The sequence below is a fragment of the Roseovarius sp. EL26 genome, from assembly GCF_900327775.1.
Lineage (GTDB): Bacteria > Pseudomonadota > Alphaproteobacteria > Rhodobacterales > Rhodobacteraceae > Roseovarius.
On sequence record NZ_OUMZ01000007.1, the window covers coordinates 1,367,292 to 1,391,223 of the forward strand.

A 23,932-nucleotide genomic window follows, 5' to 3' on the forward strand; every position below is an offset into this window, starting at 1 on the left:
TAAATAATACTGATATTAAAGGTTAATCACACATATTACGGGGTTTTCCGATGACACTTGCCTCTGACCTGCTCAACACAATTGAACAAACTACCTATGCCGATGAGGCTGAAACCATCGCGCAACTAACTCAACAGGCCAACCTGAGCGCCGAAGATCGTGCCCGGATTTGTGGCCGTGCCGCCAGTTTGGTGCGTGACATACGCAACCAGTCGAACCCCGGCATGATGGAAGTTTTTCTAGCCGAATACGGCCTGTCAACGGATGAAGGCATCGCCTTGATGTGTCTGGCCGAGGCGCTTTTGCGGGTGCCAGATTCTGATACGATTGATGCACTGATCGAAGACAAGATTGTCCCCTCGGACTGGGGTAAACATATGGGGCATTCGACCTCATCTCTGGTGAATGCCTCAACCTGGGCCTTGATGCTGACGGGTAAAGTTCTGACCGAAGATAAGCCCGGCCCGGTTGGCCACCTGCGCAGTGCCATCAAACGTCTGGGCGAGCCGGTCATTCGGACCGCCGTCGCCCGTGCTATGAAGGAAATGGGGCGTCAATTTGTATTGGGTGAAACCATCACCTCCGCCATGGACCGCGCTAAGGGGATGGAAAAAAAGGGCTACACCTATTCCTATGACATGTTGGGTGAAGCAGCCCGCACCGACGCCGATGCGACGCGCTATCATCTCGCATATTCGCGCGCTATCACTGCCATTGCGCAGGCCTGTACCAACGCTGACATCCGCGCCAACCCCGGCATTTCAGTCAAACTGTCAGCCCTGCACCCTCGCTATGAGATCGCGCAACGCGATCAAGTGATGGATGTGCTAATGCCACGCCTACGCAGCCTTGCCTTGCTGGCAAAATCAGCGGGCATGGGTCTCAATATTGATGCCGAAGAAGCTGACCGTCTGTCGTTGTCGCTTGAGGTGATCGAAGCAACCCTGTCCGAGCCAGCCCTTGCCGGTTGGGATGGTTTTGGTGTGGTCGTTCAAGCCTACGGTCAACGTGCCGGATACACGTTGGACTTCCTTTATGATCTAGCAACGCGTTTGGATCGCAAGATCATGGTTCGTTTGGTTAAAGGTGCCTATTGGGATACCGAGGTCAAACGCGCGCAGGTCGAGGGCATTGATGGCTTTCCTGTCTTCACATCCAAAGCTGCCACCGATATTTCCTATATCGCCAACGCAGGTAAGCTACTGCGCATGACCGACCGGATCTATCCACAGTTTGCTACTCACAATGCCCACACTGTTGCCGCCATTCTGGAAATGGCCACTGAAAAATCCACCTTTGAATTCCAGCGGTTGCATGGCATGGGTGAAGCGTTGCACGGTCTGGTTCTGGACGGTGAAAACACTCGCTGCCGGATCTATGCTCCTGTCGGTGCGCACCGCGATTTGCTCGCCTATCTGGTGCGACGATTGCTCGAGAACGGCGCGAACTCCAGCTTCGTCAACCAAATCGTTGATGAGGATGTGCCCGCAGAAGAGGTCGCACGAGATCCGTTCGAGATTATAAACGATGCCAAAACCAAACTGCCGACTGGTCCAGAACTTTACGAACCTGAACGAATCAACTCCAAAGGGTTCGATCTGACGCATCAACCAACTTTGGATCAGATTGAAGCGGCACGCGCGCCTTTTGCTATGCATCAATGGACGGCTGAGCCACTGCTCGCAAGCGACGCAGCTCCGGAGAATGCACAAAACGTTAAAAACCCAGCAGATTCGGGTGATACCCCGGGTACTGTTGCCCCAGCGTCCGAAGCCGATGTTGAAACTGCGTTGACCTATGCAGCACCTTGGGCAGCCTCAGCTTCGGAGCGCAAATCCATCCTCAACAAGGTCGCGGATCTTTATGAGGAAAACTTCGGTCAGCTTTTCGCCCTATTAGCGCGTGAGGCAGGGAAATCTGTGCCCGACTCCGTGGCTGAACTGCGCGAAGCTGTAGATTTTCTGCGCTACTACGGCGCCAATATTCCAGATGCCGCCCCTGTGGGGACCTTTACCTGCATCAGCCCTTGGAATTTCCCATTGGCGATCTTCACCGGGCAAATCAGCGCTGCACTCGCTGCAGGCAATGCTGTTCTATCGAAGCCGGCCGAGCAGACACCTCTAATCTCTCATTATGCCATCTCGCTGATGCATCGGGCAGGTGTGCCTAAATCTGCATTACAATTATTGCCCGGAGGCGGCGCTGTTGGTGCGGCCCTTACATCAGACGAGCGTGTTGACGGTGTGGCCTTCACCGGTTCCACCGCAACGGCGATGAAAATTCGCGCCACTATGGCTGAAAGCATGGCCCCCGGAGCGCCCCTGATTGCGGAAACCGGTGGCTTAAACGCGATGATCGTCGATTCAACTGCCCTACCAGAACAAGCTGTGCAAGCCATCGTTGAATCGGCGTTCCAATCAGCTGGTCAACGTTGCTCGGCCCTGAGGTGCCTCTATGTGCAAGAAGATATCGCTGAGCATTTTATTTCCATGCTCAAAGGTGCTATGGATGCGCTCAATGTGGGCCAGCCATGGAACCTGTCAACAGACTGTGGTCCAGTGATCGATGAACTTGCCCATTCTGGAATTGCGGCCCATATTCAAACGGCGCGCTCCGAAGGCCGGTTGATGCACGAAATCCCATCACCAAACAGTGGATTGTTCATCGCCCCTACTCTGATCCAGGTGAATGGAATCGCCGATATGAAACGCGAAATCTTTGGTCCGGTCCTGCACCTAGCGACCTTCAAGTCGCGTGAGCTAGATAAAATCATCGGCGATATTAATGCCACGGGTTATGGCCTGACTTTTGGTCTGATGACCCGTATCGATGATCGTGTTCAGCACGTCACCGAAGCGGTAAACGCAGGCAACATCTACGTCAATCGCAACCAGATTGGCGCGATTGTCGGCTCTCAACCTTTTGGCGGAGAAGGGCTTTCTGGTACTGGTCCCAAAGCAGGCGGCCCCACTTACCTGCCCCGGTTCACCTCTCACCCAGCGGACCAAACATCACAAGTCTGGGACCAAGCAATGACCGCAAACGCTCTGCGTGATAAGATCAGCCGCGCCAATGCTTTGGCCGCCCCGGCCCGCACGGATCTGTTATTACCCGGCCCAACCGGTGAATCCAACCGTCTGACAACTCACGCTCGTCCAGCGTTGGTATGCGCAGGGCCAGGACTGGAGGCCGCACAGGCGCAGGCGCAGGCTGTTACCGAATTGGGTGGTATCCCTGTCGCCACTACGGGGGAGATTGACCCAACTCTGGTCACTCAGTTGGCGGGCATTTCCGGCTTGATCTGGTGGGGTGATGAGGACACAGGACGCGATTACGCTCAAGCGCTGTCAAACCGCAATGGCCCGATCCTGCCGGTTATCACCGGGATGCCAGATCAGGGCCATGCCCGGCACGAGCGCCATGTCTGTGTCGATACCACAGCGGCGGGTGGCAACGCCGCTCTTCTGGGCGGAATGGACTAAATCCAACATGGCTCCGGTCATTCCACCGGGGCCATTTTCCCTGCGCCGCATGTAAATACCAGTTTTCACGGGCTAGATTGCGCAGTAGCGTAAGCACATGTTTCCACTGCGCGATCACAATCCGTCGGGGCGCACGCCCTACATCACCTATGCGCTGATTGCGCTGAATATCCTGATTTTTCTGAGCTACCTACCCTTATTCAACGACCCTCGCGCGCTCAATCAATTCTTCTATGACTGGGCAATGATCCCGGCCTTTGTTCGACAAAACGGCGAATACTACACGCTTGTCACCTCAATGTTTCTGCATGGCGGATGGATGCACATCGGTGGCAACATGCTATTTTTGTGGATTTTTGGCGACAATCTGGAAGATGAAATGGGTCATATACCCTATTCGCTGTTCTACCTGGCCTGTGGCGTCGGGGCCGGATTGGCACATTACATATCTGCCCCAGCATCGCCCGTACCCACAGTTGGGGCCTCAGGTGCAATCGCTGGTGTCATGGGGGGCTATCTACTCCTGTTTCCCAAGGCGCGGGTGGATGTGCTGATTATTCTGGTGGTGTTTTTCCGCATCCTCAGCATCCCAGCATGGGGCGTTCTGGCCGTCTGGTTCGCGATGCAGATCTTTGGCAGCTTCAATTCAGACCCAACTGGTGGAGGCGTGGCCTATTGGGCCCATTCGGGTGGTTTTGTTATCGGCGCACTCTTATGCTTGCCACTCTTTCTCCGCCTTGGCGGCACTACTTTTTGGCAACGAACCCATGGGCACCCGCCCCATCCTGAGGCCACATATAGCCTAAGCCGCACCCGTATTCCCATAGTCAAACGCACCACAAGGAGAGGTCCATGGAACACCCGGTCGTAGCCAGCTGTCATTGCAGCGCTGTTAAATTGCGCCTGCGCCTTAGCGATGGGTTAAACACTGCGCGGCGCTGTGATTGTAGCTTTTGCCGCCGTCGCGGTGCGCCCGCAGTCAGCGCGCCATTGAACGGATTAGAGGTAATCAAAGGCGTTGATAATCTCACGCTGTACCAATGGAATACCGGCACGGCAAAACACTATTTTTGCAAGATTTGTGGCATTTATACCCATCACCAACGCCGCTCTAATCCCAATGAATATGGGGTAAACATGGCCAACATCGAGGGGGTGAATCCGGCGAACTACGAACCGATCCCCTGGGATGATGGGATAAACCATCCATCAGACCGCTAAGGTCCCACCCCGTCCTCTTTTACCATCAGCCATACATACAAGCGCTTTGTCGATAAATTTCAGGTCCTGTCTATGCATACCAAATCCCCGCGCCTTCCCTTTTCCACACTCATCGTGTCTCTCATTTCTGCAACAGTAATTGCCACACCATTTCCCACATCAGCCCAAGAAATTGAGACACAACGCGGTGTTCCCTTTATGACAGTGCGTAACAAAACCAGCCCAAATGCACGCAATCCGTATTTTGGGCAGGAACGCAGCGACCTCAAAGCCGGATGGTGTGATATCGGCCAACGCTGGCTGGGGTTGCCAACCGCAGTGGCTGATGCTGCTCCTTTCCATATTCCTGAAGAAATTCTGCGCATTGAAAAGGTTCGGGATGAGGCACCGGGCGCCGTTATCGATGCCTTGGAAACAACGGCGGCTGACAGTGTGCCAGTGCTGTATACCCATGGCTTCTATATTGATTTTGAAAAGGGTTGCATGCGCGCAACTATTTTGCAGGAAAACGCAAAACTTCAGAATAAATTCATGTGGTTCAGCTGGCCTTCTGACGGGGATCTGCTGAATTACACTCATGATGAGGCCGATCTGTATTGGAGCCTGCCTGATCTTGCCGACACCATCGCTGAGATGGAGGCGGAATTCGGTTCAGGTCAGGTGCATCTCGCCGGACATAGCCTCGGTGGGCGCGGTATGGCACTGGCACTGATGGATGTTGCTGCGCGACATCCTGATGTCCGGCTTGGTGAGCTTGTCTTGCTTGCTCCGGACATGGATTTTGAGATTTTCAGCCGTATCCTACCTCGCATCCGCCCCATCGTGAGCGGCATCACCGTCTATGTTGCCGAAGCTGACCGCCCACTTGCGCTGTCGACAACTTTGCATGGCTATTCAAGGCTGGGCGAGGTCGGAAATGATGTAGAAAAATTGGACGGCGTTGAGGTGATCGACTTGAGCGCGCTGCCCGTTCGAAGCCCGACTGGACACCTATATCACGTTTATAATCAAGAGGTTGGTGACGATCTGAATCAAATATTCAATAATGGGAAAAGGGCGGATGAACGTCACAATCTGGTTCAGATCCGTGACAATGTCTGGTCTCTTCAACCAAACGAATAACCCGCAAAAAGACGTTCATCCCGCTTAACGTCTCACGGCACTCTTCATTCAGAACGACGACCGCACCCGCCAAATTGACGTTTGAAATAAAAAACGCGGCCCCTTTGATAAGGACCGCGTCTCAATCGTTCGACGATGTTCTGACTTATGCCAGAGCGATGTTAACCGCTGATTCGCGGCCGTCACGACCAGCTTCGACGTCGAAAGTAACTTTTTGATTGTCTGCCAGACCTGTCAGGCCTGAACGCTCAACAGCTGAGATGTGCACGAATACATCTTTGTTGCCGCCTTCAGGTGCGATAAAGCCGAAGCCTTTAGTTGTGTTGAACCATTTTACGGTGCCATTAGCCATGTCCGTAGTCTCCATAATAAATTCTGTCCGCATTATGCGACAGCTTGGCGTAGTTGGTCTGGATCGAAAGACTGAACGCCGTATTAAGGAAGACAGTGGTCGAAGAAGAATAACGTTTGCACGGGCTATTTAGGCGCAATCCGAAACATAATCAAGGGGCTGCCAGAGCATCGGCAATATAAAGCACACCTCCCACGTCACTTTTTGATAAAGCGTGACGCAAGTCCGGTTGGCCTCAAACCACAGCTATCACCCCTTGCGGATGATCCCTGCGAATTTATCAAAGATGGGCTCGTTGGCGCAGATAACTTCGCCATCGGCGAGGATATGACCCGTGGGATTCATCGGCTGCACAAAACCACCCGCCTCGCGCACGATTATGATGCCAGCTGCCAGATCCCAAGGTTTCAGGCGGCGTTCCCAGAAGCCATCATACCGGCCAGCAGCTACATAAGCCATGTCCAGCGATGCAGCCCCCCAACGGCGCACACCAGCACAAGCAGGCATCAGGCGCGCCAGATCCTGCAAGGTTTCAGGCAGATCACTACGACCGCCGTAAGGAAGGCCTGTGGCAAAGATCGATTCGATCATTTTACTGCGACCTGAAACCCGCAGACGGGTTTCGTTCATAAAGGCGCCCTCGCCTTTTTCAGCCAAATACATCTCGTCCTTGGCCGCGTCAAAAACAACACCTGCAACAACCTGACCTTTGTGTTCCAACGCGATGGAAACCGCCCAATGCGGCAAGCCATGCAAAAAGTTGGTCGTGCCATCCAGTGGATCGACGATCCAACGACGGGTCGGGTCTTTACCCTCTTCCTCGCCACCTTCTTCGGCCAGCCAGCCATAGGTCGGACGTGCGCCCATCAACTCTTCTTTCAGGACCGCCTCGGCTGCGATATCCGCACGGCTGACAAAATCACCAGGACCTTTCATCGAGGTTTGCAGATTTTCCACTTCGCGGAAGTCCTTGATCAGCGATCGGCCTGCTTTGCGCGCGGCTTTGATCATGATGTTCAGATTTGCACTGCCAACCATCGGTTCGGCTCCTAATTCAGGGGTTCAGGGCGCGCGTATACGCCCTGTGCGCGGTCCTTACAAGGCCCTGTTCCGCTCGAATTCGACGCTCCACTCCAACAACCAATCGCGAAACACCTTTGCCGCCGGGCGCAACCCTGCACGAGACGGGTAAATTAGATGGTATGCCTCACGCCCCTCAATCAGATCAATATCCAAACAAGGCACCAATCCGGCCTCTCGCATCGCCCGGTCACTTGCAGGCGCGCGGGCCAATGCCACGCCAACACCATCCGCGGCCAGTGCCATTGCCACGTTGGTGCTGTCTACATAGCTGTAACGCGCCGCGGCTGGCACTATATCAAGATGGTCAAACACGCTGGCCCAACCTGCACGATGTGTCGCCACTTCAATCAGGCGGTAATCAAACAGATCTGCGGAGGTGCTGATTTGCGCCGCAATATCCGGCCGCGCAACAGGGTACAGTACCTCGCCCAGAAGGTAATCGCCTTCTGCGCCATGGGCTTGCGGAGCACCAAAGACGATCTGCATATCGGTGAAACCCTGCGCCGCTTCTATGTTGTGAACGGCGGTGCTCAGGTTCAGTTGCACCTCAGGATGAGCGTCCATGAATACACCATACCCCGGCGCCAAAACACCATGAGCAAATATATGAATCACTCGTAGAAAAAGTTGCTGGTCGGGAGCCGTACCAAACAAACCATCTGTGGCACTTTCAAGTGTGAGCAATGCCTGCTGGACCGAGGGTAAATAGGCGCGCCCAGCCTCGGTTAGTGTTACAGCATGGGCGTGACGTTCAAACAGCCGTTTTCCTAAGCGATCCTCTAACGCGCGGATTTGCTGGCTGACCGCTGCCGAGGACATATTCAACTGCGTTGCCGCACGAGCAAAGCTTTCGCAACGCGCGGCAGCCTCGAACACGCGCAGCCAATTCAGGGATGGGATCGCAACAGTCATATGTGCAGGGTAAGCAAAACTTTCCCTAAGCGTCCAGACCTATTGCTGTGCAAAATTTACACCACACTCTAAGCCAGTTGGAAATCCCTTCGACTGCGGAGACTGCCAAAATGGCCGACAGCACCCCAACACCACCCCGCCGCAAGATCTGGAACTACACCCCAGCGTTACCGATCAAAACCGCGCCCTATTGGGACTGGCCAATGAAACCATTGAAGTCTATGAAATACCTGCTGCAAAGCTGGAACCCGATGGCGCAGCGGTTTCTGTTTCTGGTCGTTGCGTTTGTAGTATGGACCTGGTTCAGCCCAGATCTAGAGCGTGCGCAAACACTCAGCCTTGATTGGATGTTCGAGATTTGGCTACGTGATCTGGTGATCATCATGGTCGTGGCTGGCGGACTGCATCTTGCATTGTGGAAGCACCGCACGCAACAAGATGAATACCGCTATGATATGCGCCCAATGGCAAAGGGCGCAAAGATTTTTTATTTTAAAAATCAGGTCTGGGATAACATGTTCTGGACGCTGGGGCCTGCGTTGCTATTTGCAACGCTTTGGGAATCACTGATGTGGTATGCCTTTGCCAACGGTTGGGCCACAATGATCAGCTTTGACAGCAATCCCGTCTGGTTTATTGCCCTGATCGTATTGATCCCTGTCTGGGCGGGCTTTCACTTTTATTGGCTGCATCGCTTGTTGCATGTTGGCAAACTCTACACATGGGTGCATGCGTGGCATCATAAGAACATCAATACTGGCCCGTGGTCTGGTCTGGCGATGCACCCGGTTGAGAGCTTCTTTCTTTTCTTCGATACGATGATCTTCTTTTTTCTGCCAGCAAACCCCGTACATGTGCTGTTTTTGATCTTTCACCACGTTATCGGTGCACCGACTTCACATGCTGGTTTTGAGAATATCAAACTGGGAAAAGACGCCAAATTCGGCCTTGGGGATTTCTACCACCAGCTGCACCATAAGTTTTTCGACTGCAACTATGGCACTTGGGAAACGCCCTGGGATGAGTGGTTCAAAACCTTCCACGATGGCACAGATGAGGGCAATGATCTGGTCAAGGAACGCCGCCGCAAGATCTGGTCAAGCAAATAACCAATTGAAAAACCTGCAGGCGGGTCAGAGCGGTCCGCCTCTGCCCGTTCAAACACTTCTGCGAATGACATAGGGAACATGATGAAAAACATCTACACATTTGGCCGCAAACCAGCCCAGCGCAATTACACGGTTAAAGACCTGCAGGATCTAAAAGGTTCTGGCACGCGCCTAACCATGTGCAACCCCGCAACTGAGGCTGAAATCCGCGCCTGTGTTGATGCGGGCATCGATACGCTAACCCTGTGGGATACCCATCTTGAGATGGCGCGTGAACTGGCACCGACCCATTTCGCCGGTACAGCCATGAACTGGGGCCAGTTTGCCACCAATGATGAAATCATGCGCCATGCCATCGACTGTATGGAAAACGGCGCGGATATGTATTTCACCAACCGCTCTTTTGAGGTGGTGGAAATGCTGGCACGCGAAGGTATCCCAGTGCAGGTTCATATGGGGTTAGTGCCATCGCTGTCGCATTGGTGTGGGGGCCTGCGGGCCTTTGGTCGTACTGCGGATGAGGCGATGCAAATCTATCAGACCTTTAAACGATACGAGGATGCCGGTGCCTTTGCCTGCGAAATCGAATGTGTCGCAGAAGATACGCTGCGCCTGCTGAATGAGCACACCTCGATCGTGACCATATCGCTGGGGTCGGGAAATGCGGGTGACATCATCTTTTTGTTCATGTCTGATATCTGCGGCGAAAGTGGGCATAACCCGCCCAAACATGCCCACGCCTTTGGCGATCTGGGGCGTCTGCATAAACAGATCTACACGGAACGTGTTGCCGCGCTGAAAGACTTCCAAACCGAAGTGACTGCGATGAACTTTCCCTACCCGGCGCAGGCCGTGACCATGCGCGACGGAGAGCGGGAAAAACTGCAAGAGGCGCTGGATAGGTTGTAAAACAAAGCCAACTTCTCTGAGGCTAAGACAAGCTTTGCCTCAGGCCATAGCACTATTGCTGTACAATTGCCCAAACACGCCTAGCGTCTTACCATATTACTTCACAGGACCTGCACGATGCTTGACACACTCCCCTTGCAAAACGGCCAATTGAGCCAACCCCTGATCGATCAATACTGGAATGACGGCTATCTCTTCCCCCTACCCGCAATATCTCGCGATCATGCGCTCAACGCCCGAATAGAATTTGAGAAAATTGAACGTGATTGGCTGAATGCGGGCCTGCCGCAGGCGCTCAACTCTTACAAACGGGTGAATGCCCATGTGGTCATGCCCTTTGCCGTTGATATTGCCTGCCACCCGCAGGTGCTGGATGTGATCGAAGGCATCATCGGGCCGGACATCATGATTTACTCGGTCGAATTCTTCTCCAAAGAACCACACACCGATCATGTCGTCTCAATGCATCAGGACCTGACCTATTGGGGCATGGGCGCAATTGACGGCCTTGTGACCGCATGGATTCCTCTGTCGTCGGCGACACCGGCTTCGGGCTGCATGGATTTTGTCCGCGGCAGCCATAAAAATCCGATCCTGCCACATGATGATACCTTTGATGACAACAACCTGCTCAGCCGCGGGCAAGAGGTGCGTGTTGATGTTGACCCCGCCGACAAGGTCGCAATTGAAATCCACCCCGGTCAGATGAGCCTACATCACGGGCTGACCATTCACGGATCAGGTCCCAATATGTCGGATGACCGCCGCATCGCCTGCGTGGTGCGCTACATCCGCCCGGATATGTCGCAAGAGCAGGCCGAGGAAGATTTTGCTATGCTCGCGCGCGGCGAAGACCGTTTCGGCAACTTCACCCAGATCTCGGCCCCAAAGAAAAATTTTGCGCCTGAGGCCGTGGCGCTCTACGATCATATTCGTCAGATTCAGGCACAAGTCTATATGAACAACGCAACCCAGAAATCGGATATGTACGCATGATGGACAAGGTTAACTTCACCCAGATGAAAGACGGCACCAAGGAAGAGTATGAATTCCTCATGTCGCATGAAATCGATCACACCAAGCACACGGCTAAACGCCTGCTGAAAGCCTTGGTAGATCTTGATGAGGGCCTATCAGGCTATCAAATCACCCGTTTAGGTCATTCAGTTCAATCTGCCACCCGCGCTTATCGCGATGGCGCAGATACTGACTGGATCGTTTCAGCCCTGTTGCACGACATCGGTGACATTTACGCACCGTATAACCACGATGAATACGCCGCCACTATCCTACGGCCGTTTGTGCGTGAGCAATGTGCATGGGTGGTGCAAACCCATGGTGATTTCCAGATGGTGTATTACGGCCACCACCTAGAAGGTTTCGACAAGAACAAACGTGACCGGCATCAAGGTCACGCCTATTTTGACGATAACGCCACCTTCTGCGAACGTTGGGATCAGGCCAGCTTTGACCCCGAATACGAAGACCTGCCGCTCGAGTTCTTTGCCCCTATGGTAGAAGAAGTCTTTGCTCGCACGCCCTATGACCCTACTGTCATCCGAGCGGGTGAACGTATGCCACTAACGGATGAAGCCATCGCAGCCGAGCGCGCCGTTTAAATCACAAAACCCCGGCCCAAGAGTCGGGGTTTTCTTATGATAGCTGTTCCTCAATTTGATAACGCAGCGGCTTCTGACATCGCAATTCAGGTCAAAATTCTTAAGAAACCGATTTCAAAATCATCAAGGCTGTCGAGCAAAGCAATATGAACTTTGCTTTTCCCCAAAACGTCTGGCCCATCCCGATTTTAGCTCGCGCTCACGTGCCGAGTACTCATCGCAATGCCAATCTCCTTTAAATTGTCCCAAAATTACTGTAAGATGTTTCCATTATAGCAACAAATTTTAGGACTTAGATATGCGTGTAAACAGCAGTCATAGATTATTATTTGACGGAGGCACTTCGGTTCCTTTTTTGGAAACTCCAAACAAACATGGAACGTTAGCCGGTGGGAAACCCAAATATATAATCATTCACTATACAGCAAGCGGTTCAGCAAACAGCGCAATAAATGTATTTCGTAATCCGTCCCACAGGGCCTCGGCACATCTCGTATTAGGTCATGACGGTGCCATCACACAAATGGCTAGACTAAATGAGAAATGCTGGCACGCAGGTCAAAGTAGATGGGGAGGTTTAACTGGTTTGAACAGCCACTCTGTTGGTATCGAAATTGCCAACTGGGGATGGTTGGAAGGGGGAAACGGAAACTGGAAATCTCATGTTGGCACACGGGTTGATGATTCCCGAGTCATCGAAGCAACACACCGCAACGGCGGACGTTTCCTAGGATGGGAAATCTACGACGAAGCGCAAGTAACAACATGTGCGGATATGGTGCGTGCAATTGCAGACCGCTATGAACTCGGACCAGAACATGTACTGGGACACGACGATATCTCCCCTCTTAGAAAGCAAGACCCCGGCCCAGCATGGCATATGGAAAAGTTCCGTAGTTTTGTGTTTGGCCGGTCCGATGATACCGGTGATGTAGAGCTACGGTATCAAGTAAGCAGCGCAACTGGCCTGAATCTCAGAAATGGGCCCGGAGTGGCGCACGACGTCATCAAACTGCTCTCCGACAACACTGAAGTCTTGCAAATCGAAAGTAATGGTGCTTGGTGGCTAGTCTCAGAATTGGTAGGTGGAGATGCTGATATCACTGGCTGGGTTCATTCCAATTGGTTGCGCCGCATGTAGCGCGACTATCACAAGGACTATGCTTATTTCGATGACAACCCCACCTTCTGCGAACGCTGGGATCAGGCCAGTTTTGCCCCGAATACGAAGACCTGCCGCTAGAGTTCTTCGCCCCTATGGTCGAAGAGGTCTTTGCCCGCACGCCCTATGACCCAGCCGTCATCCGCGCCGGCGAACGCGTACCCCTGACAGACGATACAGTCGCAACTGAGCGCGCAGCCTAAAAAAACAAACCCCGGCCAATTCGCCGGGGTTTTGTCAATATGCCACTTAATTAGTGTCGATCATCCAAAACCTTGACCTCACGAGCCTTCCATTCATGAACACCGAGTTCAGACAAAACATCTAAGAAGGGTTGAGTGCATAGCACTTTGCGGGTCAACCGGTCTCGCCAGATCAGATTGCCCGCGATACTGCTAGCTTTTACCGTCGGCGGCTGCTTCCCCAGCGAATATGAACCTTGGAATTTTTCTTGTGCATCCGTCGAAAGAAACATCTCGGTAACTTCTGGAACAAAACTTGCGAGCGTCGGCAACAACGTTGCAAAATTGAACAGCCCGTCCCACGGTGGGCATTTATGCGTTATGTCCCAAACTTTGTTATGTAAGGTGAAATCAAAAAGACTTGGGTCGAGTTCAGTCATCAGATCGACGAAAGCCTTGTCGACTATCACTTCTTCTTGTGGCCAGGCAGTATAGTCTCCAATTACATGCGAATTAGAGAGTGGCCGCTTTGCATTAACCACTTGCACCCAAAGCCGAGACATTTTTTCTTTGCTATCTTTTGTGACTTTTCCCGCAGCAAACCAAGTGTTTCCGCCATACTCATAATGGGTGTCTTCTCTAGGGTGCCAATGTCCATCTTCGGGAGAATAGAATGGTCCATCACGTTCTAGGGACCAATTTATGCCACTGGCCGTTTCACACCCAAAATCGCGGCATAAGAGGTAACACTTCAAAAGAATGTCTCCTAAACTTGTCCTGGCAACCACAGCACGATCATCGGAAAGGCAACCAGCAGGGCGATGGTGATCGCATCCGCGATGAAGAACGGTGTCACACCTTTGAACACATCCTGCACGGACAGATCATCACGCACGCCAGCGACGACAAAGCAATTAAGGCCAATAGGCGGGGTGATCAGGCAGAACTCAGCCATCTTCACCACCAAAATCCCGAACCAGATGGCGCACATCGGACCCGACATGCCAAAAGTGCTGTCCGCTGCTGCAACCACCTCTCCCCCGTTCAGGGCCATCACCGCCGGGTAGACCACCGGCAAAGTCAGCAGCAGCATGCCAATGGCATCCATGAACATGCCCAGCACTGCATAGGCCAGCAGGATGCAGACCAAGATCAGCATCGGCGACAGGGTGAGCGAGGTGATCCAGTCGGAAAACGCGCTTGGCAATTCGGCAAAGCCCAAAAACCGTACATAGATCAGCACGCCCCAGATGATGGTAAAAATCATCACGCTCAGCTTAGCGGTTTCCAACAGGGCATCCTTCAGCTGAGCCCAGCGCATACCGCGATAAAGTGCCATCAAAAAGACCACAAAGGCCCCGATGGCCCCGCCCTCGGTCGGTGTGCCCCAGGCATCGCCGCCAAACGGATTGTAGACAAAGAAAATAATCGTCACGACGACAAACACAATTGGGAGCGCGGGCGGCAATGATGCAAAACGTTCGCGCCATGTGAAGCCAGAGACCGGCGGGCCAAACCCCTTAATCGTCACCGCCATGCCGATGATCAGCAGGCCATAAATCACCGCAGAAAACGCCCCCGGAATGAACCCGGCTAATAGCAGTTTGCCCACGTCCTGTTCCACAATAATGGCATAGATCACCAGAATGGCCGAGGGTGGGATCAAAGATGCCAATGTGCCCCCCGCCGCCACAACTCCGGCGGCAAAACGTTTATCATACCCAATCGCCAGCATTTCCGGGATGGCGATGCGGGCAAACACGGCTGATGTCGCGACGGACGCGCCTGATACAGCCGCAAATCCTGCCGTGGCAAAAATTGTCGAAACCGCCAGCCCCCCTGGCACCCAAGCCAACCAGCGTTTGGCCGCCTCAAACAGTGCCTTGGTCAGCCCGGCGTAATAGGCCAGATAGCCGATTAGGATAAAAGTCGGGATCAAGCTGAGCGCTTGACTGGAAATCTTTGAATGCGGCACTTGCCCTGCAGTTTTCACCGCCACAGTCAATGCCTTGCCAAACCGATCCGGATCATAGCCAAACTTGGCCCAAAAGATCCAGATCAACCCGATCATCCCCGCCAACGCAGCGGCAAAGGCCACCCGCATCCCCAGCACGACCAGCACCAGCATCCCGGCTGAGACGATCAGGCCAATATCAATCGGCTCCATCACTGCGCCCCCTGATCGTCGTGGCCCGAGACATGTGCCGCCTCGCGCGCGGCCTGCGTGGCGGCATCAGCCACTAGTGGCACCGCCACAGGGTGCGGGTCGTTGCGCACAAAAGCGCGAGCATAGGCAAAGACCTGCAACGTTAACCGCAGGCACAGGACAGAAAAGGCCAGCGGCACTAGAAACTTGGCAGGCCAAAGCGGTATGGCGATGTCCATCGAACTGTCCCGACTCCACAATGGTGCACCAAAATCAAAGCTACGTTGAAAATGCGCCCAACTGCCCCAGACCAGCAACACCATCAGCGACAGAATGGCCAATGTGGTGATCAGTTCGACCAGATAAAGCGCCCTGCCCCGCAGCGCACCAACCAGCATATCCATTCGGATGTGCCCGCCATCCCGCTGCGCAAAGGCAATGCCCATAAAGGCGATCAGTGGCATGGCTTGCTCAATCCAATCGACATAACCCGGCAGCGGTTGCCCAAACAAATTGCGCCCGCTAACAGAAACAACGGCCAACACCATCAAAGAGAATACCGCCAAACCACTTAAAAGCGCCAATACAGTCTCAACGCGATAGAGCTTTTGATCAATTTTGCTCAAACCACTGACGTCTGTCAGAACAAGCGCCGAACCTGCCATTACTGGCCTCCAAAGCTGTTTGCACACGATTATCCCTGCACCGGATGACAGCAGTGCAGGGATAACTCTAATTTAGTTTTCGGCAATCATTCCGGTCACAAGATCATAAAGCTCTTGCGCTGGCAGGCCGCGCGCCGCGTTGTTTTCAATCCAGGCTGCTGCGGCCGGGGCTGCAGCGGCGTCTTTGAAAGCAGCAATTTCCTCGTCGCTAAAGGTCACTTGTGCAATTCCACGCTCTTCCAGCGCAGGCCCCCAGGCCGCCATCGTCTTGGAATTGTAGTTCTCAACATAATGAGCCAGCGATTCGTCCACCGACTCTAACAGCGCCGCGCGCTGATCATCAGGCAGATCATTCAACGCATCAGTGTTCACCACCACCGGGCAATTTACAGTGCCGGGGTTCAGGTTGGTCGTCCACCAAGTGCCCTTTTCAACCGTCCCAAAAGACATATGCGCATGCGGAGCAAAGGCCACGGCCTTGACCACACCGCTGTCCATAGCCTGCCGAACCTCAGTGGCTGACATCGATGTTGGCACTGCGCCTACGGTCTCCATGGCCTTGCCGATACCACCCGTGGCGCGCACGCTCAGCCCTTCGAAATCGGCCAAGGATGCAGGTGCATCGCCCATTCCGACCAGATTATATTGTGGCAAAGGTGACGGCATCAGCAGTGTCGCATTCCACCGCGCCAGATCTTCTTGTGCCGCAGGATGCTGGTACACGGCCATCGACAGGGCGACCTCTTGCTCAAGTGAGGTCACACCAAGAAAGGGCAGCTCCAGCACGGTGATCGAGGGGTTCTTGTCACGGTGATAACCGGCACAGAACTGCGCCATCTCAAACGCGCCGATGGAAATGCCATCAAGGTTTTCTTTGTTCTTTGACAGGCCACCATAGCTGATGTTGAGGGTGAATTCCCCACCCGTTTTTGCATCAACCAGCTCGGCCAGCTTTTCAACGTGTTCTGTAAACGCACGGCGTTTGCCCCACAGTGAGACATTCCATTCTGTCGCCATCGCCTCGCCGGCAAAGGCAACTGTAATCGCAGCCACGGCCGTCCGGCCCAAAAGTTTACGCATAGTGATCCTCCCAGATGCATGCTTTTGTTTTGCAAGCATCATTTACCAGCCCGCTTTGGTTGTCCACCGAGAATGGGAAATTGGTTTGATAAATTGACCACGCAGAGAGCAAATCTTGCATGTAGATAAAACGGTTCTTGGGAATAAAGCGTTTGTTTTATTCAAATGGTCGCTCTGCATACTTTGTTGCCGTACATTTACACCGCTTGAACGTCCGGTTTTGAAATTTTCCGAAAGTCACCTAAGCTTTGCGCAGAAAATTTAAAATGCGGAAGAGGACGAAATGGTTGACGACAACGAGAACTTGAGCAGCGTTTATGGAGCAGAAGATTCAGATGCAACCCGTTCAGCATATGAAGGTTGGGCAGAGGGGTATGATGCAGAAAACCTGGGGAACGGATATCGGGTTCCCGGCATAGGAACAGCGATGATTGCAAGGCATGTCTCGCGGGATGCGGGGCCGATCTATGACGCGGCATGTGGCACCGGCATTATAGGAGGTATGTTGTAGTTGCTTGGCTATGAAAGTATTTTTGGCTCTGACCTATCCCCCGCGATGCTCGAATTTGCTGGATCGCCAAAGCCATACGCGCGGGTCTATGAGTATGATTTGGGAGAGCCCCTGCCTGAAGAACACAACAAGTATGCAGCCGTTACTTGCTTTGGATCGCTCGGGCCCGGATACGCCCCACCCAGATGCATGGATGAGTTTATACGAATAACCAAACCGGGTGGATATATCATTTTCAACACCCGCGCGGAGACATACCCTAAACAAGAACTAAAAGAAAAAGTAGATGGTCTGACAAATGCTGGCGCTTGGAAATTGGTCGACCTATCCCCAATTTTCCGTTCTTATTACTTCATTGAGCCAGACGTTAAATCCCAAGTCTATGTTTTTCAGGTCGCCTAAACGGGCATTCAAACAATTAATCGCTTTTGTGGGTCTGGGCTCAAAGCAGCCCTTTATTCTCAACAGTCAAACCAAGATAGCTCACTCTCTGACCCTCAATTCATCGCAACAACTTTACGCACCATGTCCCAGTAAATCCCTTCGATCTCGGAGAGCTTTAATCGCCCTTTCTCACTGTACCAAGTGTTGACCCCAGTCAGCATGGCGATGATCGCCATCGTGGCGATCCTCGGGTCCGGGATTTGGAACAGGCCTTCGGCCATTCCACGTTGCAAGATGGCTTCAAGTTGCGCTTCATATATGCGGCGTAAACTCTCTATCTTATTAAAGTTTTCTTGCTCAAGATTACGCAATTCCATATAGGCGATGAACACTGCATCAGGTCGCTTCGCGTGAAACCTGATGTGAAATCGGGTGAATTCTTCCAAAGCGGCCACGGGATCTTCGACAACCGGCTGCGCCGCACGTACAGCAAGCAGTTCATCCATATGGCCGCGCAACAGATCAAACAGCAGTGACTGCTTGTCTGGGGTATAATTATAAAGCGCTCCGGCCTGCACGCCGACATCTGCCGCGATTTTGCGCATCGACACAGCGGCATAACCCTGTTGCGCGAACAGACGCAATGCCGCTTCGCGGACCCTGGGACCGGTGATATCTGAATGTGATCCTTGCGTGCGTGCCATGGGCAAGATTTATCTGAACATGCGTTCAAATCAATGCCCTGCTTGCCCCTTGGAGCAAAATAGTGGCATGACAGGGACATTATTGCAGGCTCAACCATAGGCTCAGGACGCGTTCATGATATTTCGCCGCTGCTTTCCAGCTCTTGCCCTCTTATTAATGCTTAACGCCTGTGGCGATTTTCCCGAGCTCGACGCCGCTGCCAGTGATGCGGCCAAAAACGCGCCATATCCTAAACTGACACCAACCGCCCGGATCACCACTAAAGCGACACAAAACCAGATTGTGCCTGAAACCAGCGAGACCCTTAAGGCCCGCGTTGAAAGCCTGCAGGCCCGCGCAGACCGGCTCAGAGCGCAAGAATAACATCTTTGATCTACAAATGAGGTAAAAACCCGCGTTGCAAGCACGGCGCAGACCGGTTACATCGCGCGTCAAAGAGTGAACTCTATGTCAGAATTGGAGACGTGTATGACAGCCCCCTTGCGCCTTGGAATTGCCGGCCTCGGAACCGTCGGCGCTGGTGTTGTCAAGATCATCCGTCAAAAAGCCAACCTGTTGGCTGTACGCTCTGGTCGCCCGATTGAGATCGTCGCCGTCTCTGCGCGCTCGCGCAATAAAGACCGCGGTGTGAACCTGTCCGATTATGCTTGGGAAGATGACCCCGTTGCTTTGGCCAAACGTGATGATGTCGACGTCTTTGTTGAACTGATGGGTGGCAGCGATGGCCCGGCAAAAGCCGCAACAGAAGCCGCAATTGCTGCGGGCAAGCACGTTGTAACCGCCAACAAGGCCCTGCTGGCTCACCATGGTCAGGTGCTGGCTGAAACCGCAGAAGAGGCTGGAAGCATTCTACGGTTTGAAGCGGCTGTCGCCGGTGGTATCCCTGTCATCAAAGCCCTGACCGAAGGACTGGCAGGCAATGATATCACACGAGTCATGGGTGTGATGAACGGCACCTGCAACTATATCCTGACCCGGATGCAATCCGCTGGTCTGCCCTATGATGAGGTTTTTGAAGAAGCCAATCAGCTTGGATATCTCGAAGCGGACCCGACATTAGATGTGGGCGGCATTGATGCCGGGCACAAACTGTCCCTGCTGTCATCCATTGCCTTCGGCACAAAGGTTGATTTTGGCAATGTCCAACTTGAGGGCATCCAGCGCATCACCATCGAAGACATTGAACAAGCTGCTGACATGGGCTTCCGGATCAAACTACTGGGCGTGGCACAGATGACCGGCCGCGGCCTTGAGCAGCGCATGTCGCCTTGCCTTGTTCCAGCACATAGTCCGCTGGGGCAGCTCGAAGGTGGAACCAACATGGTCGTAATCGAAGGCGATCAGGTTGAGCAAATTGTCCTGCGTGGCCCCGGTGCGGGCGAAGGCCCAACCGCCAGCGCTGTAATGGGCGATGTGATGGATATCGCACGTGGGCTGTCGATCTCAACCTTTGGTCAACCTGCCAATACTCTATCTCAGGCTAAATCGGCGCAGGCAGACACACCTGCACCGTATTATTTGCGGATGGCCCTGCTGGACAAACCCGGTGCACTGGCCAAAGTCACCAGCGCCATGGGTGATGCTGGCGTGTCCATCGATCGTATGCGCCAGTATCAGCATGAAACAGATACAGCCCCCGTTTTGATCGTAACCCACAAAACATCGCGCAGCGCGCTTGAGGCGGCCCTGACTGCTATGGACGGGCTCGATGTCCTGTCTGCCGCGCCTGTCGCACTCCGTATTGAAACCGTTTAAACCCGGCCTTGTGCCGTCACGCCCGGATCGCTAAATCTGGACGCACCCAAATTCGAGGATAAGTAATGTCTGCCAAAACCGAATTTAACGACCATATGCTGTCTCTGGCGCTCGCACGCGTATCCGAGCATGCCGCAATCGCCTGTGCTGGCATGATCGGCCGTGGTGATGAAAAAGCAGCCGACCAGATGGCGGTGAATGCCATGCGCGAGCAGTTGAATATGCTCGACATCAATGGTGTTGTTGTCATTGGTGAAGGCGAGCGTGACGAAGCTCCGATGTTGTTCATTGGCGAAGAGGTTGGCACCGGCAATGGCCCCGGCGTAGATATCGCGCTGGACCCTCTGGAAGGCACTACCATCACCGCCAAAGCGATGCCAAACGCATTGACCGTTATTTCCATGGCCCCTCGCGGCACAATGCTGCACGCCCCTGACGTTTACATGGACAAACTGGCGGTTGGCCCCGGCTATCCAAAAGACGTTGTTTCGCTGGACATGAGCCCGCGTGAGCGGGTTGAGGCCCTTGCATCGGCCAAAGGCTGCGCTGCATCAGAGATCACCGTCTGTGTTCTGGAGCGCCCCCGGCATCAAGACATGATCAACGAAATCCGTGAAACCGGTGCGGCGATCTATCTGATCGGTGACGGCGACGTTGCTGGCGTCATGCACTGCGCCGAAGCGGATCTGACTGGCATCGACATGTATATGGGATCTGGCGGTGCGCCTGAGGGTGTTCTGGCCGCAGGTGCCCTGAAATGTCTGGGTGGCCAAATTTGGGGCCGTCTGTTGTTCCGCAACGACGACGAAAAAGGCCGCGCTGCAAAAGCAGGCATCACGGACCTGAACCGGATCTATAGCCGTGACGAATTGGTCACGGATGACGTGATCTTTGCTGCAACGGGTGTAACCCAGGGTTCACTCGTTGCTGGCCTCAAGCACCGCGATGGTGGCATTGAGACAGAAACATTGTTGTTGCGCTCCAAAACCGGTGAACGCCGCCGCCTGAGCTGCTTTCACCCTATCGCCGGCTGATGGAAACTGCGCTTCTCTTGATCGATATCCAACGGGGCTTTGATGCCCCGGTCTGGGGAGAGCGCAACAATCTCGATGCCGAAGACAACGCCGGTGCGCTTCTTGCGCATTGGCGGCATAACCGGGCACCTGTTGTTCATATCCGCCATGTCAGTATTGAACCCGGTAGCCCTCTTGGAGCCGATACCGGTGGCACCACCTTCAAGGCGCAAGTCTCCCCTATTGAGGGCGAAGCTGTTTTTGACAAGTCAGTTAACAGCGCCTTTATCGGAACTGGACTTGAGGCCCACCTGCGTGGGCATGGTATTGATGCGCTGGTCATCTGCGGATTGACCACGCCGCATTGTGTCTCAACCACCACTCGTATGGCCGCCAATCTGGGCTTTTCCGTTCAACTTGCCCACGATGCCTGCGCCACATTCACCAGCAATGCCAACACAGATTGGGACAGCGCCCTTTCCCCGATGACAGCGCAGCAAATTCACACAACAGCCGTGTCACATCTGCATGGTGAGTTTGCACAGGCCGTCACCGTCGCGGACCTTTTGCGCAGCCAACCATGAGCGCCTTTCTAGGTATAGAACGCTCCCTTTTGGGGCGACGTTGGATTGGCCCCGACCCTGAGGTCGAACGTATGGCCGAGGCCATCACCCAACACACCGATCTACCCCGGCCACTCTGCCAAACGCTCGCGCGACTGGACGTTTCCCCTGAGGAAGCGCCCTCTTATCTGGAGCCAAAACTGCGCGACCTGTTGCCAGACCCGCGCAGTATTCTGGATATGGAAAAGGCGGCCACACGTTTCCTTCTTGCTGTGCATCAGCGCCAACACATTGCGGTTTTTGCTGACTATGATGTCGATGGCGGCACCTCTGCGGCTTTGCTGATCGATTGGCTGCGCCAAAGCAATCTGAACGCCTCGCTTTATATTCCCGACCGAATTGATGAAGGTTACGGCCCTAATGAGCCCGCAATGCAGCGACTGGCGCAAGATCACGATCTGATCATATGTGTCGATTGTGGCACGCTCAGTCATGAAGCCATTACCGCCGCTGTTGGCGCTGATGTGATTGTGCTGGACCACCATCTTGGCGGTGAGACCCTGCCGCCCGCGTTGGCCGTGGTGAACCCCAACCGGCAAGACGAATCGGGTGATCTGGCCCACCTCTGTGCCGCAGCTGTGGTTTTCCTCATGCTGGTCGAGGCGGGTCGACAATTACGTGAGGCAGGCCAAAAAGGCCCAGACATGATGGCCATGCTGGATCTGGTCGCGCTAGCCACCGTGGCCGATGTCGCCCCCCTGCGCGGGGTCAATCGCGCCTTTGTGCAACAAGGCCTACGCGTTATGGCCCGACGGCAACGCCCAGGTCTGGTCGCACTTAGCGATATAGCCCGGTTAGATACGGCCCCGACCTCATATCATCTGGGCTTTGTGCTTGGCCCCCGGATCAACGCCGGTGGGCGTGTCGGGCGTGCCGATTTAGGCGCCCGCCTGTTATCGTGTGTGGACCTCCATGAGGCGCGATCACTCGCAGAACGTCTTGAGGAACTCAACTCGGAACGCCGCGAGGTGGAGGCCCAAGTACGCGCTGCCGCCCTTGAACAAGCCGAAGAACGTGGATTGGACGCACCACTGGTTTGGGCCGCTGAAGACGGCTGGCACCCCGGTGTTGTTGGTATTGTCGCCAGTCGCCTTAAGGAGAACACCAACCGGCCGGCCATTGTAATCGGCTTTGATGGCGATGAGGGCAAAGGATCAGGTCGATCAATCAGCGGCGTCGATTTGGGTGCCGCAATCCAGCGCCTCGCCAATGAGGGCCTGTTGATCAAAGGTGGCGGTCACAAAATGGCCGCTGGTTTGACCCTTGCCCGAGATCAGTTGGAACCCGCCATGGCGCGCCTGTCCGAACTGTTATCCAAACAGGGTGCCGGCGACGCCGGGCCTGCAGATCTCAAACTTGATGGCATGCTGATGCCAGGAGCCGCGACACTGGAGCTGGTCAATCAGATTGAAGCGGCGGGCCCTTTTGGTGCCGGTGTCCCCGGCCCGCGTTATGTGTTCGCCGATATGGCAATTAGCTATGCCAAACGCATCGGCGACAACCACCTCAAGCTACGATTCGGCGACGGCCTAGGTGCCAGTATGGATGCTATCGCTTTTGGCGTTTTCGACGGCCCGCTTGGTCCTGTATTAGAGCAACACTGCGGTGCTCGTTTTCATCTGGCTGGCCGGTTGAATATCAACACATGGGGCGGCAAACAAACGGTCCAGCTGCAACTCGATGACGCCGCGCCAGCCAACTAAATAGTCGCGTTTTTTGCCCAAAAAATAAATCGTCACTCAAATCACATTTTTTGCAAAAACCCTCTTGCGCAAATCAGATCTTTTGCCTAATTACCGCCTCACACAAGGTTCTGGCCCGTTCGTCTATCGGTTAGGACGCCAGGTTTTCAACCTGGAAAGAGGGGTTCGATTCCCCTACGGGCTGCCACTTCCTT

Annotated in this window: 24 protein-coding genes and 1 tRNA gene; 17 read left to right on the top strand and 8 right to left on the bottom strand. The window is 54.0% G+C overall.

Annotated features, from left to right (window positions below; genetic code table 11):
- Window positions 1–50 precede the first annotated feature (50 nt).
- From putA to D9A02_RS14615, 4 genes are all read left to right on the top strand, one after another.
- Entirely contained in the window at window positions 51–3,482 is a 3,432-nt protein-coding gene (gene putA, locus D9A02_RS14600; protein ID WP_120501647.1) for a bifunctional proline dehydrogenase/L-glutamate gamma-semialdehyde dehydrogenase PutA, read from the top strand.
- Between the two features lie 97 nt (window positions 3,483–3,579).
- Entirely contained in the window at window positions 3,580–4,353 is a 774-nt protein-coding gene (locus D9A02_RS14605) for a rhomboid family intramembrane serine protease (RefSeq protein WP_120501648.1), read from the top strand.
- The gene (locus D9A02_RS14610; RefSeq protein ID WP_120501649.1) at window positions 4,335–4,703 is read left to right on the top strand and encodes a GFA family protein; all 369 of its coding nucleotides are present in this window, start codon (window positions 4,335–4,337) and stop codon (window positions 4,701–4,703) included. Before D9A02_RS14605 ends, D9A02_RS14610 begins: the two co-directional genes overlap by 19 nt.
- 72 nt (window positions 4,704–4,775) lie before the next feature.
- A complete protein-coding gene (locus D9A02_RS14615) occupies window positions 4,776–5,825 on the top strand; it encodes an alpha/beta hydrolase (RefSeq protein WP_120501650.1) in 1,050 nt (349 codons plus the stop codon).
- A gap of 145 nt (window positions 5,826–5,970) precedes the next feature.
- Here D9A02_RS14615 and D9A02_RS14620 read toward each other — a convergent pair whose 3' ends face one another.
- The 3 genes from D9A02_RS14620 to D9A02_RS14630 form a co-directional block, all read right to left on the bottom strand.
- Window positions 5,971–6,177 (bottom strand): cold-shock protein, encoded by a 207-nt coding sequence (locus tag D9A02_RS14620; protein ID WP_120501651.1) that lies wholly within the window; start codon window positions 6,175–6,177, stop codon window positions 5,971–5,973.
- 249 nt (window positions 6,178–6,426) lie between these two features.
- A complete protein-coding gene (locus tag D9A02_RS14625) occupies window positions 6,427–7,215 on the bottom strand; it encodes an inositol monophosphatase family protein (RefSeq protein ID WP_120501652.1) in 789 nt (262 codons plus the stop codon).
- A gap of 57 nt (window positions 7,216–7,272) precedes the next feature.
- Window positions 7,273–8,172: a LysR family transcriptional regulator gene (locus D9A02_RS14630; RefSeq protein ID WP_120501653.1), complete on the bottom strand. Its 900-nt coding sequence runs from the start codon at window positions 8,170–8,172 to the stop codon at window positions 7,273–7,275.
- A gap of 110 nt (window positions 8,173–8,282) precedes the next feature.
- On the opposite strand from D9A02_RS14630, the gene D9A02_RS14635 reads away from it, so the two are divergent.
- The 5 genes from D9A02_RS14635 to D9A02_RS14655 all read left to right on the top strand — a co-directional run bounded on the left by D9A02_RS14635 (window position 8,283) and on the right by D9A02_RS14655 (window position 12,950).
- Window positions 8,283–9,281 (top strand): sterol desaturase family protein, encoded by a 999-nt coding sequence (locus D9A02_RS14635; RefSeq protein WP_120501654.1) that lies wholly within the window; start codon window positions 8,283–8,285, stop codon window positions 9,279–9,281.
- 81 nt (window positions 9,282–9,362) lie between these two features.
- Window positions 9,363–10,190, top strand: a complete 828-nt coding sequence (locus D9A02_RS14640; protein ID WP_120502549.1) for a 3-methyl-2-oxobutanoate hydroxymethyltransferase — start codon at window positions 9,363–9,365, stop codon at window positions 10,188–10,190.
- 117 nt (window positions 10,191–10,307) lie between these two features.
- Window positions 10,308–11,186 (top strand): phytanoyl-CoA dioxygenase family protein, encoded by an 879-nt coding sequence (locus D9A02_RS14645; protein WP_120501655.1) that lies wholly within the window; start codon window positions 10,308–10,310, stop codon window positions 11,184–11,186.
- Complete coding sequence (locus tag D9A02_RS14650) at window positions 11,186–11,809, top strand: HD domain-containing protein (protein ID WP_120502550.1); 624 nt, start codon at window positions 11,186–11,188, stop codon at window positions 11,807–11,809. Before D9A02_RS14645 ends, D9A02_RS14650 begins: the two co-directional genes overlap by 1 nt.
- Window positions 11,810–12,107: 298 nt before the next feature.
- Window positions 12,108–12,950, top strand: a complete 843-nt coding sequence (locus D9A02_RS14655) for an N-acetylmuramoyl-L-alanine amidase (protein WP_120501656.1) — start codon at window positions 12,108–12,110, stop codon at window positions 12,948–12,950.
- Between the two features lie 274 nt (window positions 12,951–13,224).
- Here the strand turns inward: D9A02_RS14655 and D9A02_RS14665 are convergent, their stop codons facing one another.
- The 4 genes from D9A02_RS14665 to D9A02_RS14680 form a co-directional block, all read right to left on the bottom strand.
- Complete coding sequence (locus D9A02_RS14665) at window positions 13,225–13,908, bottom strand: hypothetical protein (protein ID WP_120501657.1); 684 nt, start codon at window positions 13,906–13,908, stop codon at window positions 13,225–13,227.
- An 11-nt stretch (window positions 13,909–13,919) separates the two neighbouring features.
- On the bottom strand, window positions 13,920–15,320 hold the full coding sequence (locus tag D9A02_RS14670) for a TRAP transporter large permease (protein WP_120501658.1): 1,401 nt from the start codon (window positions 15,318–15,320) through the stop codon (window positions 13,920–13,922).
- Window positions 15,320–15,964, bottom strand: a complete 645-nt coding sequence (locus D9A02_RS14675; protein WP_120501659.1) for a TRAP transporter small permease subunit — start codon at window positions 15,962–15,964, stop codon at window positions 15,320–15,322. The genes D9A02_RS14670 and D9A02_RS14675 overlap by 1 nt, the downstream gene beginning before the upstream one ends.
- A gap of 72 nt (window positions 15,965–16,036) precedes the next feature.
- The gene (locus D9A02_RS14680; RefSeq protein WP_120501660.1) at window positions 16,037–17,044 is read right to left on the bottom strand and encodes a C4-dicarboxylate TRAP transporter substrate-binding protein; all 1,008 of its coding nucleotides are present in this window, start codon (window positions 17,042–17,044) and stop codon (window positions 16,037–16,039) included.
- A gap of 283 nt (window positions 17,045–17,327) precedes the next feature.
- Here D9A02_RS14680 and D9A02_RS14685 point away from each other — a divergent pair, with 283 nt between their 5' ends.
- Entirely contained in the window at window positions 17,328–17,555 is a 228-nt protein-coding gene (locus D9A02_RS14685; RefSeq protein ID WP_120501661.1) for a hypothetical protein, read from the top strand.
- Window positions 17,556–17,957, top strand: coding sequence for a class I SAM-dependent methyltransferase (locus D9A02_RS14690; RefSeq protein ID WP_120501662.1), 402 nt, complete (start codon window positions 17,556–17,558; stop codon window positions 17,955–17,957).
- Between the two features lie 95 nt (window positions 17,958–18,052).
- Here the strand turns inward: D9A02_RS14690 and D9A02_RS14695 are convergent, their stop codons facing one another.
- Window positions 18,053–18,643: a TetR/AcrR family transcriptional regulator gene (locus tag D9A02_RS14695; RefSeq protein WP_120501663.1), complete on the bottom strand. Its 591-nt coding sequence runs from the start codon at window positions 18,641–18,643 to the stop codon at window positions 18,053–18,055.
- A gap of 115 nt (window positions 18,644–18,758) precedes the next feature.
- On the opposite strand from D9A02_RS14695, the gene D9A02_RS14700 reads away from it, so the two are divergent.
- The 6 genes from D9A02_RS14700 (at window position 18,759) to D9A02_RS14725 (ending at window position 23,925) form a co-directional block, all read left to right on the top strand.
- A complete protein-coding gene (locus D9A02_RS14700) occupies window positions 18,759–19,007 on the top strand; it encodes a hypothetical protein (protein WP_162933085.1) in 249 nt (82 codons plus the stop codon).
- Window positions 19,008–19,112: 105 nt separating this feature from the next.
- Window positions 19,113–20,399, top strand: a complete 1,287-nt coding sequence (locus D9A02_RS14705) for a homoserine dehydrogenase (protein ID WP_120501665.1) — start codon at window positions 19,113–19,115, stop codon at window positions 20,397–20,399.
- 65 nt (window positions 20,400–20,464) lie between these two features.
- Window positions 20,465–21,433 carry a class II fructose-bisphosphatase gene (gene glpX / locus D9A02_RS14710; protein WP_120501666.1) on the top strand — a complete coding sequence of 323 codons (969 nt, stop codon included), beginning with the start codon at window positions 20,465–20,467 and terminating at the stop codon, window positions 21,431–21,433.
- A complete protein-coding gene (locus D9A02_RS14715; protein WP_120501667.1) occupies window positions 21,433–21,996 on the top strand; it encodes a cysteine hydrolase family protein in 564 nt (187 codons plus the stop codon). Before glpX ends, D9A02_RS14715 begins: the two co-directional genes overlap by 1 nt.
- Complete coding sequence (gene recJ / locus D9A02_RS14720; protein ID WP_120501668.1) at window positions 21,993–23,738, top strand: single-stranded-DNA-specific exonuclease RecJ; 1,746 nt, start codon at window positions 21,993–21,995, stop codon at window positions 23,736–23,738. Before D9A02_RS14715 ends, recJ begins: the two co-directional genes overlap by 4 nt.
- 112 nt (window positions 23,739–23,850) lie before the next feature.
- Window positions 23,851–23,925, top strand: a tRNA-Glu gene (locus D9A02_RS14725).
- Window positions 23,926–23,932 lie beyond the last annotated feature (7 nt).

What these genes read in the sequence shown, in the direction of transcription:
- D9A02_RS14685 (WP_120501661.1), top strand. Translation starts at nt 17,328, where the DNA reads ATGGTTGACGACAACGAGAACTTGAGCAGCGTTTATGGAGCAGAAGAT.
- D9A02_RS14645 (WP_120501655.1), top strand. Translation starts at nt 10,308, where the DNA reads ATGCTTGACACACTCCCCTTGCAAAACGGCCAATTGAGCCAACCCCTG.
- D9A02_RS14605 (WP_120501648.1), top strand. Translation starts at nt 3,580, where the DNA reads ATGTTTCCACTGCGCGATCACAATCCGTCGGGGCGCACGCCCTACATC.
- D9A02_RS14670 (WP_120501658.1), bottom strand. Translation starts at nt 15,320, where the DNA reads ATGGAGCCGATTGATATTGGCCTGATCGTCTCAGCCGGGATGCTGGTG.
- recJ (WP_120501668.1), top strand. Translation starts at nt 21,993, where the DNA reads ATGAGCGCCTTTCTAGGTATAGAACGCTCCCTTTTGGGGCGACGTTGG.
- D9A02_RS14640 (WP_120502549.1), top strand. Translation starts at nt 9,363, where the DNA reads ATGAAAAACATCTACACATTTGGCCGCAAACCAGCCCAGCGCAATTAC.
- D9A02_RS14715 (WP_120501667.1), top strand. Translation starts at nt 21,433, where the DNA reads ATGGAAACTGCGCTTCTCTTGATCGATATCCAACGGGGCTTTGATGCC.
- D9A02_RS14655 (WP_120501656.1), top strand. Translation starts at nt 12,108, where the DNA reads ATGCGTGTAAACAGCAGTCATAGATTATTATTTGACGGAGGCACTTCG.
- D9A02_RS14625 (WP_120501652.1), bottom strand. Translation starts at nt 7,215, where the DNA reads ATGGTTGGCAGTGCAAATCTGAACATCATGATCAAAGCCGCGCGCAAA.
- glpX (WP_120501666.1), top strand. Translation starts at nt 20,465, where the DNA reads ATGTCTGCCAAAACCGAATTTAACGACCATATGCTGTCTCTGGCGCTC.
- D9A02_RS14705 (WP_120501665.1), top strand. Translation starts at nt 19,113, where the DNA reads ATGACAGCCCCCTTGCGCCTTGGAATTGCCGGCCTCGGAACCGTCGGC.
- D9A02_RS14650 (WP_120502550.1), top strand. Translation starts at nt 11,186, where the DNA reads ATGGACAAGGTTAACTTCACCCAGATGAAAGACGGCACCAAGGAAGAG.
- D9A02_RS14630 (WP_120501653.1), bottom strand. Translation starts at nt 8,172, where the DNA reads ATGACTGTTGCGATCCCATCCCTGAATTGGCTGCGCGTGTTCGAGGCT.
- D9A02_RS14620 (WP_120501651.1), bottom strand. Translation starts at nt 6,177, where the DNA reads ATGGCTAATGGCACCGTAAAATGGTTCAACACAACTAAAGGCTTCGGC.
- D9A02_RS14695 (WP_120501663.1), bottom strand. Translation starts at nt 18,643, where the DNA reads ATGGCACGCACGCAAGGATCACATTCAGATATCACCGGTCCCAGGGTC.
- D9A02_RS14615 (WP_120501650.1), top strand. Translation starts at nt 4,776, where the DNA reads ATGCATACCAAATCCCCGCGCCTTCCCTTTTCCACACTCATCGTGTCT.
- D9A02_RS14680 (WP_120501660.1), bottom strand. Translation starts at nt 17,044, where the DNA reads ATGCGTAAACTTTTGGGCCGGACGGCCGTGGCTGCGATTACAGTTGCC.
- D9A02_RS14675 (WP_120501659.1), bottom strand. Translation starts at nt 15,964, where the DNA reads ATGGCAGGTTCGGCGCTTGTTCTGACAGACGTCAGTGGTTTGAGCAAA.
- D9A02_RS14610 (WP_120501649.1), top strand. Translation starts at nt 4,335, where the DNA reads ATGGAACACCCGGTCGTAGCCAGCTGTCATTGCAGCGCTGTTAAATTG.
- D9A02_RS14635 (WP_120501654.1), top strand. Translation starts at nt 8,283, where the DNA reads ATGGCCGACAGCACCCCAACACCACCCCGCCGCAAGATCTGGAACTAC.
- putA (WP_120501647.1), top strand. Translation starts at nt 51, where the DNA reads ATGACACTTGCCTCTGACCTGCTCAACACAATTGAACAAACTACCTAT.
- D9A02_RS14700 (WP_162933085.1), top strand. Translation starts at nt 18,759, where the DNA reads ATGATATTTCGCCGCTGCTTTCCAGCTCTTGCCCTCTTATTAATGCTT.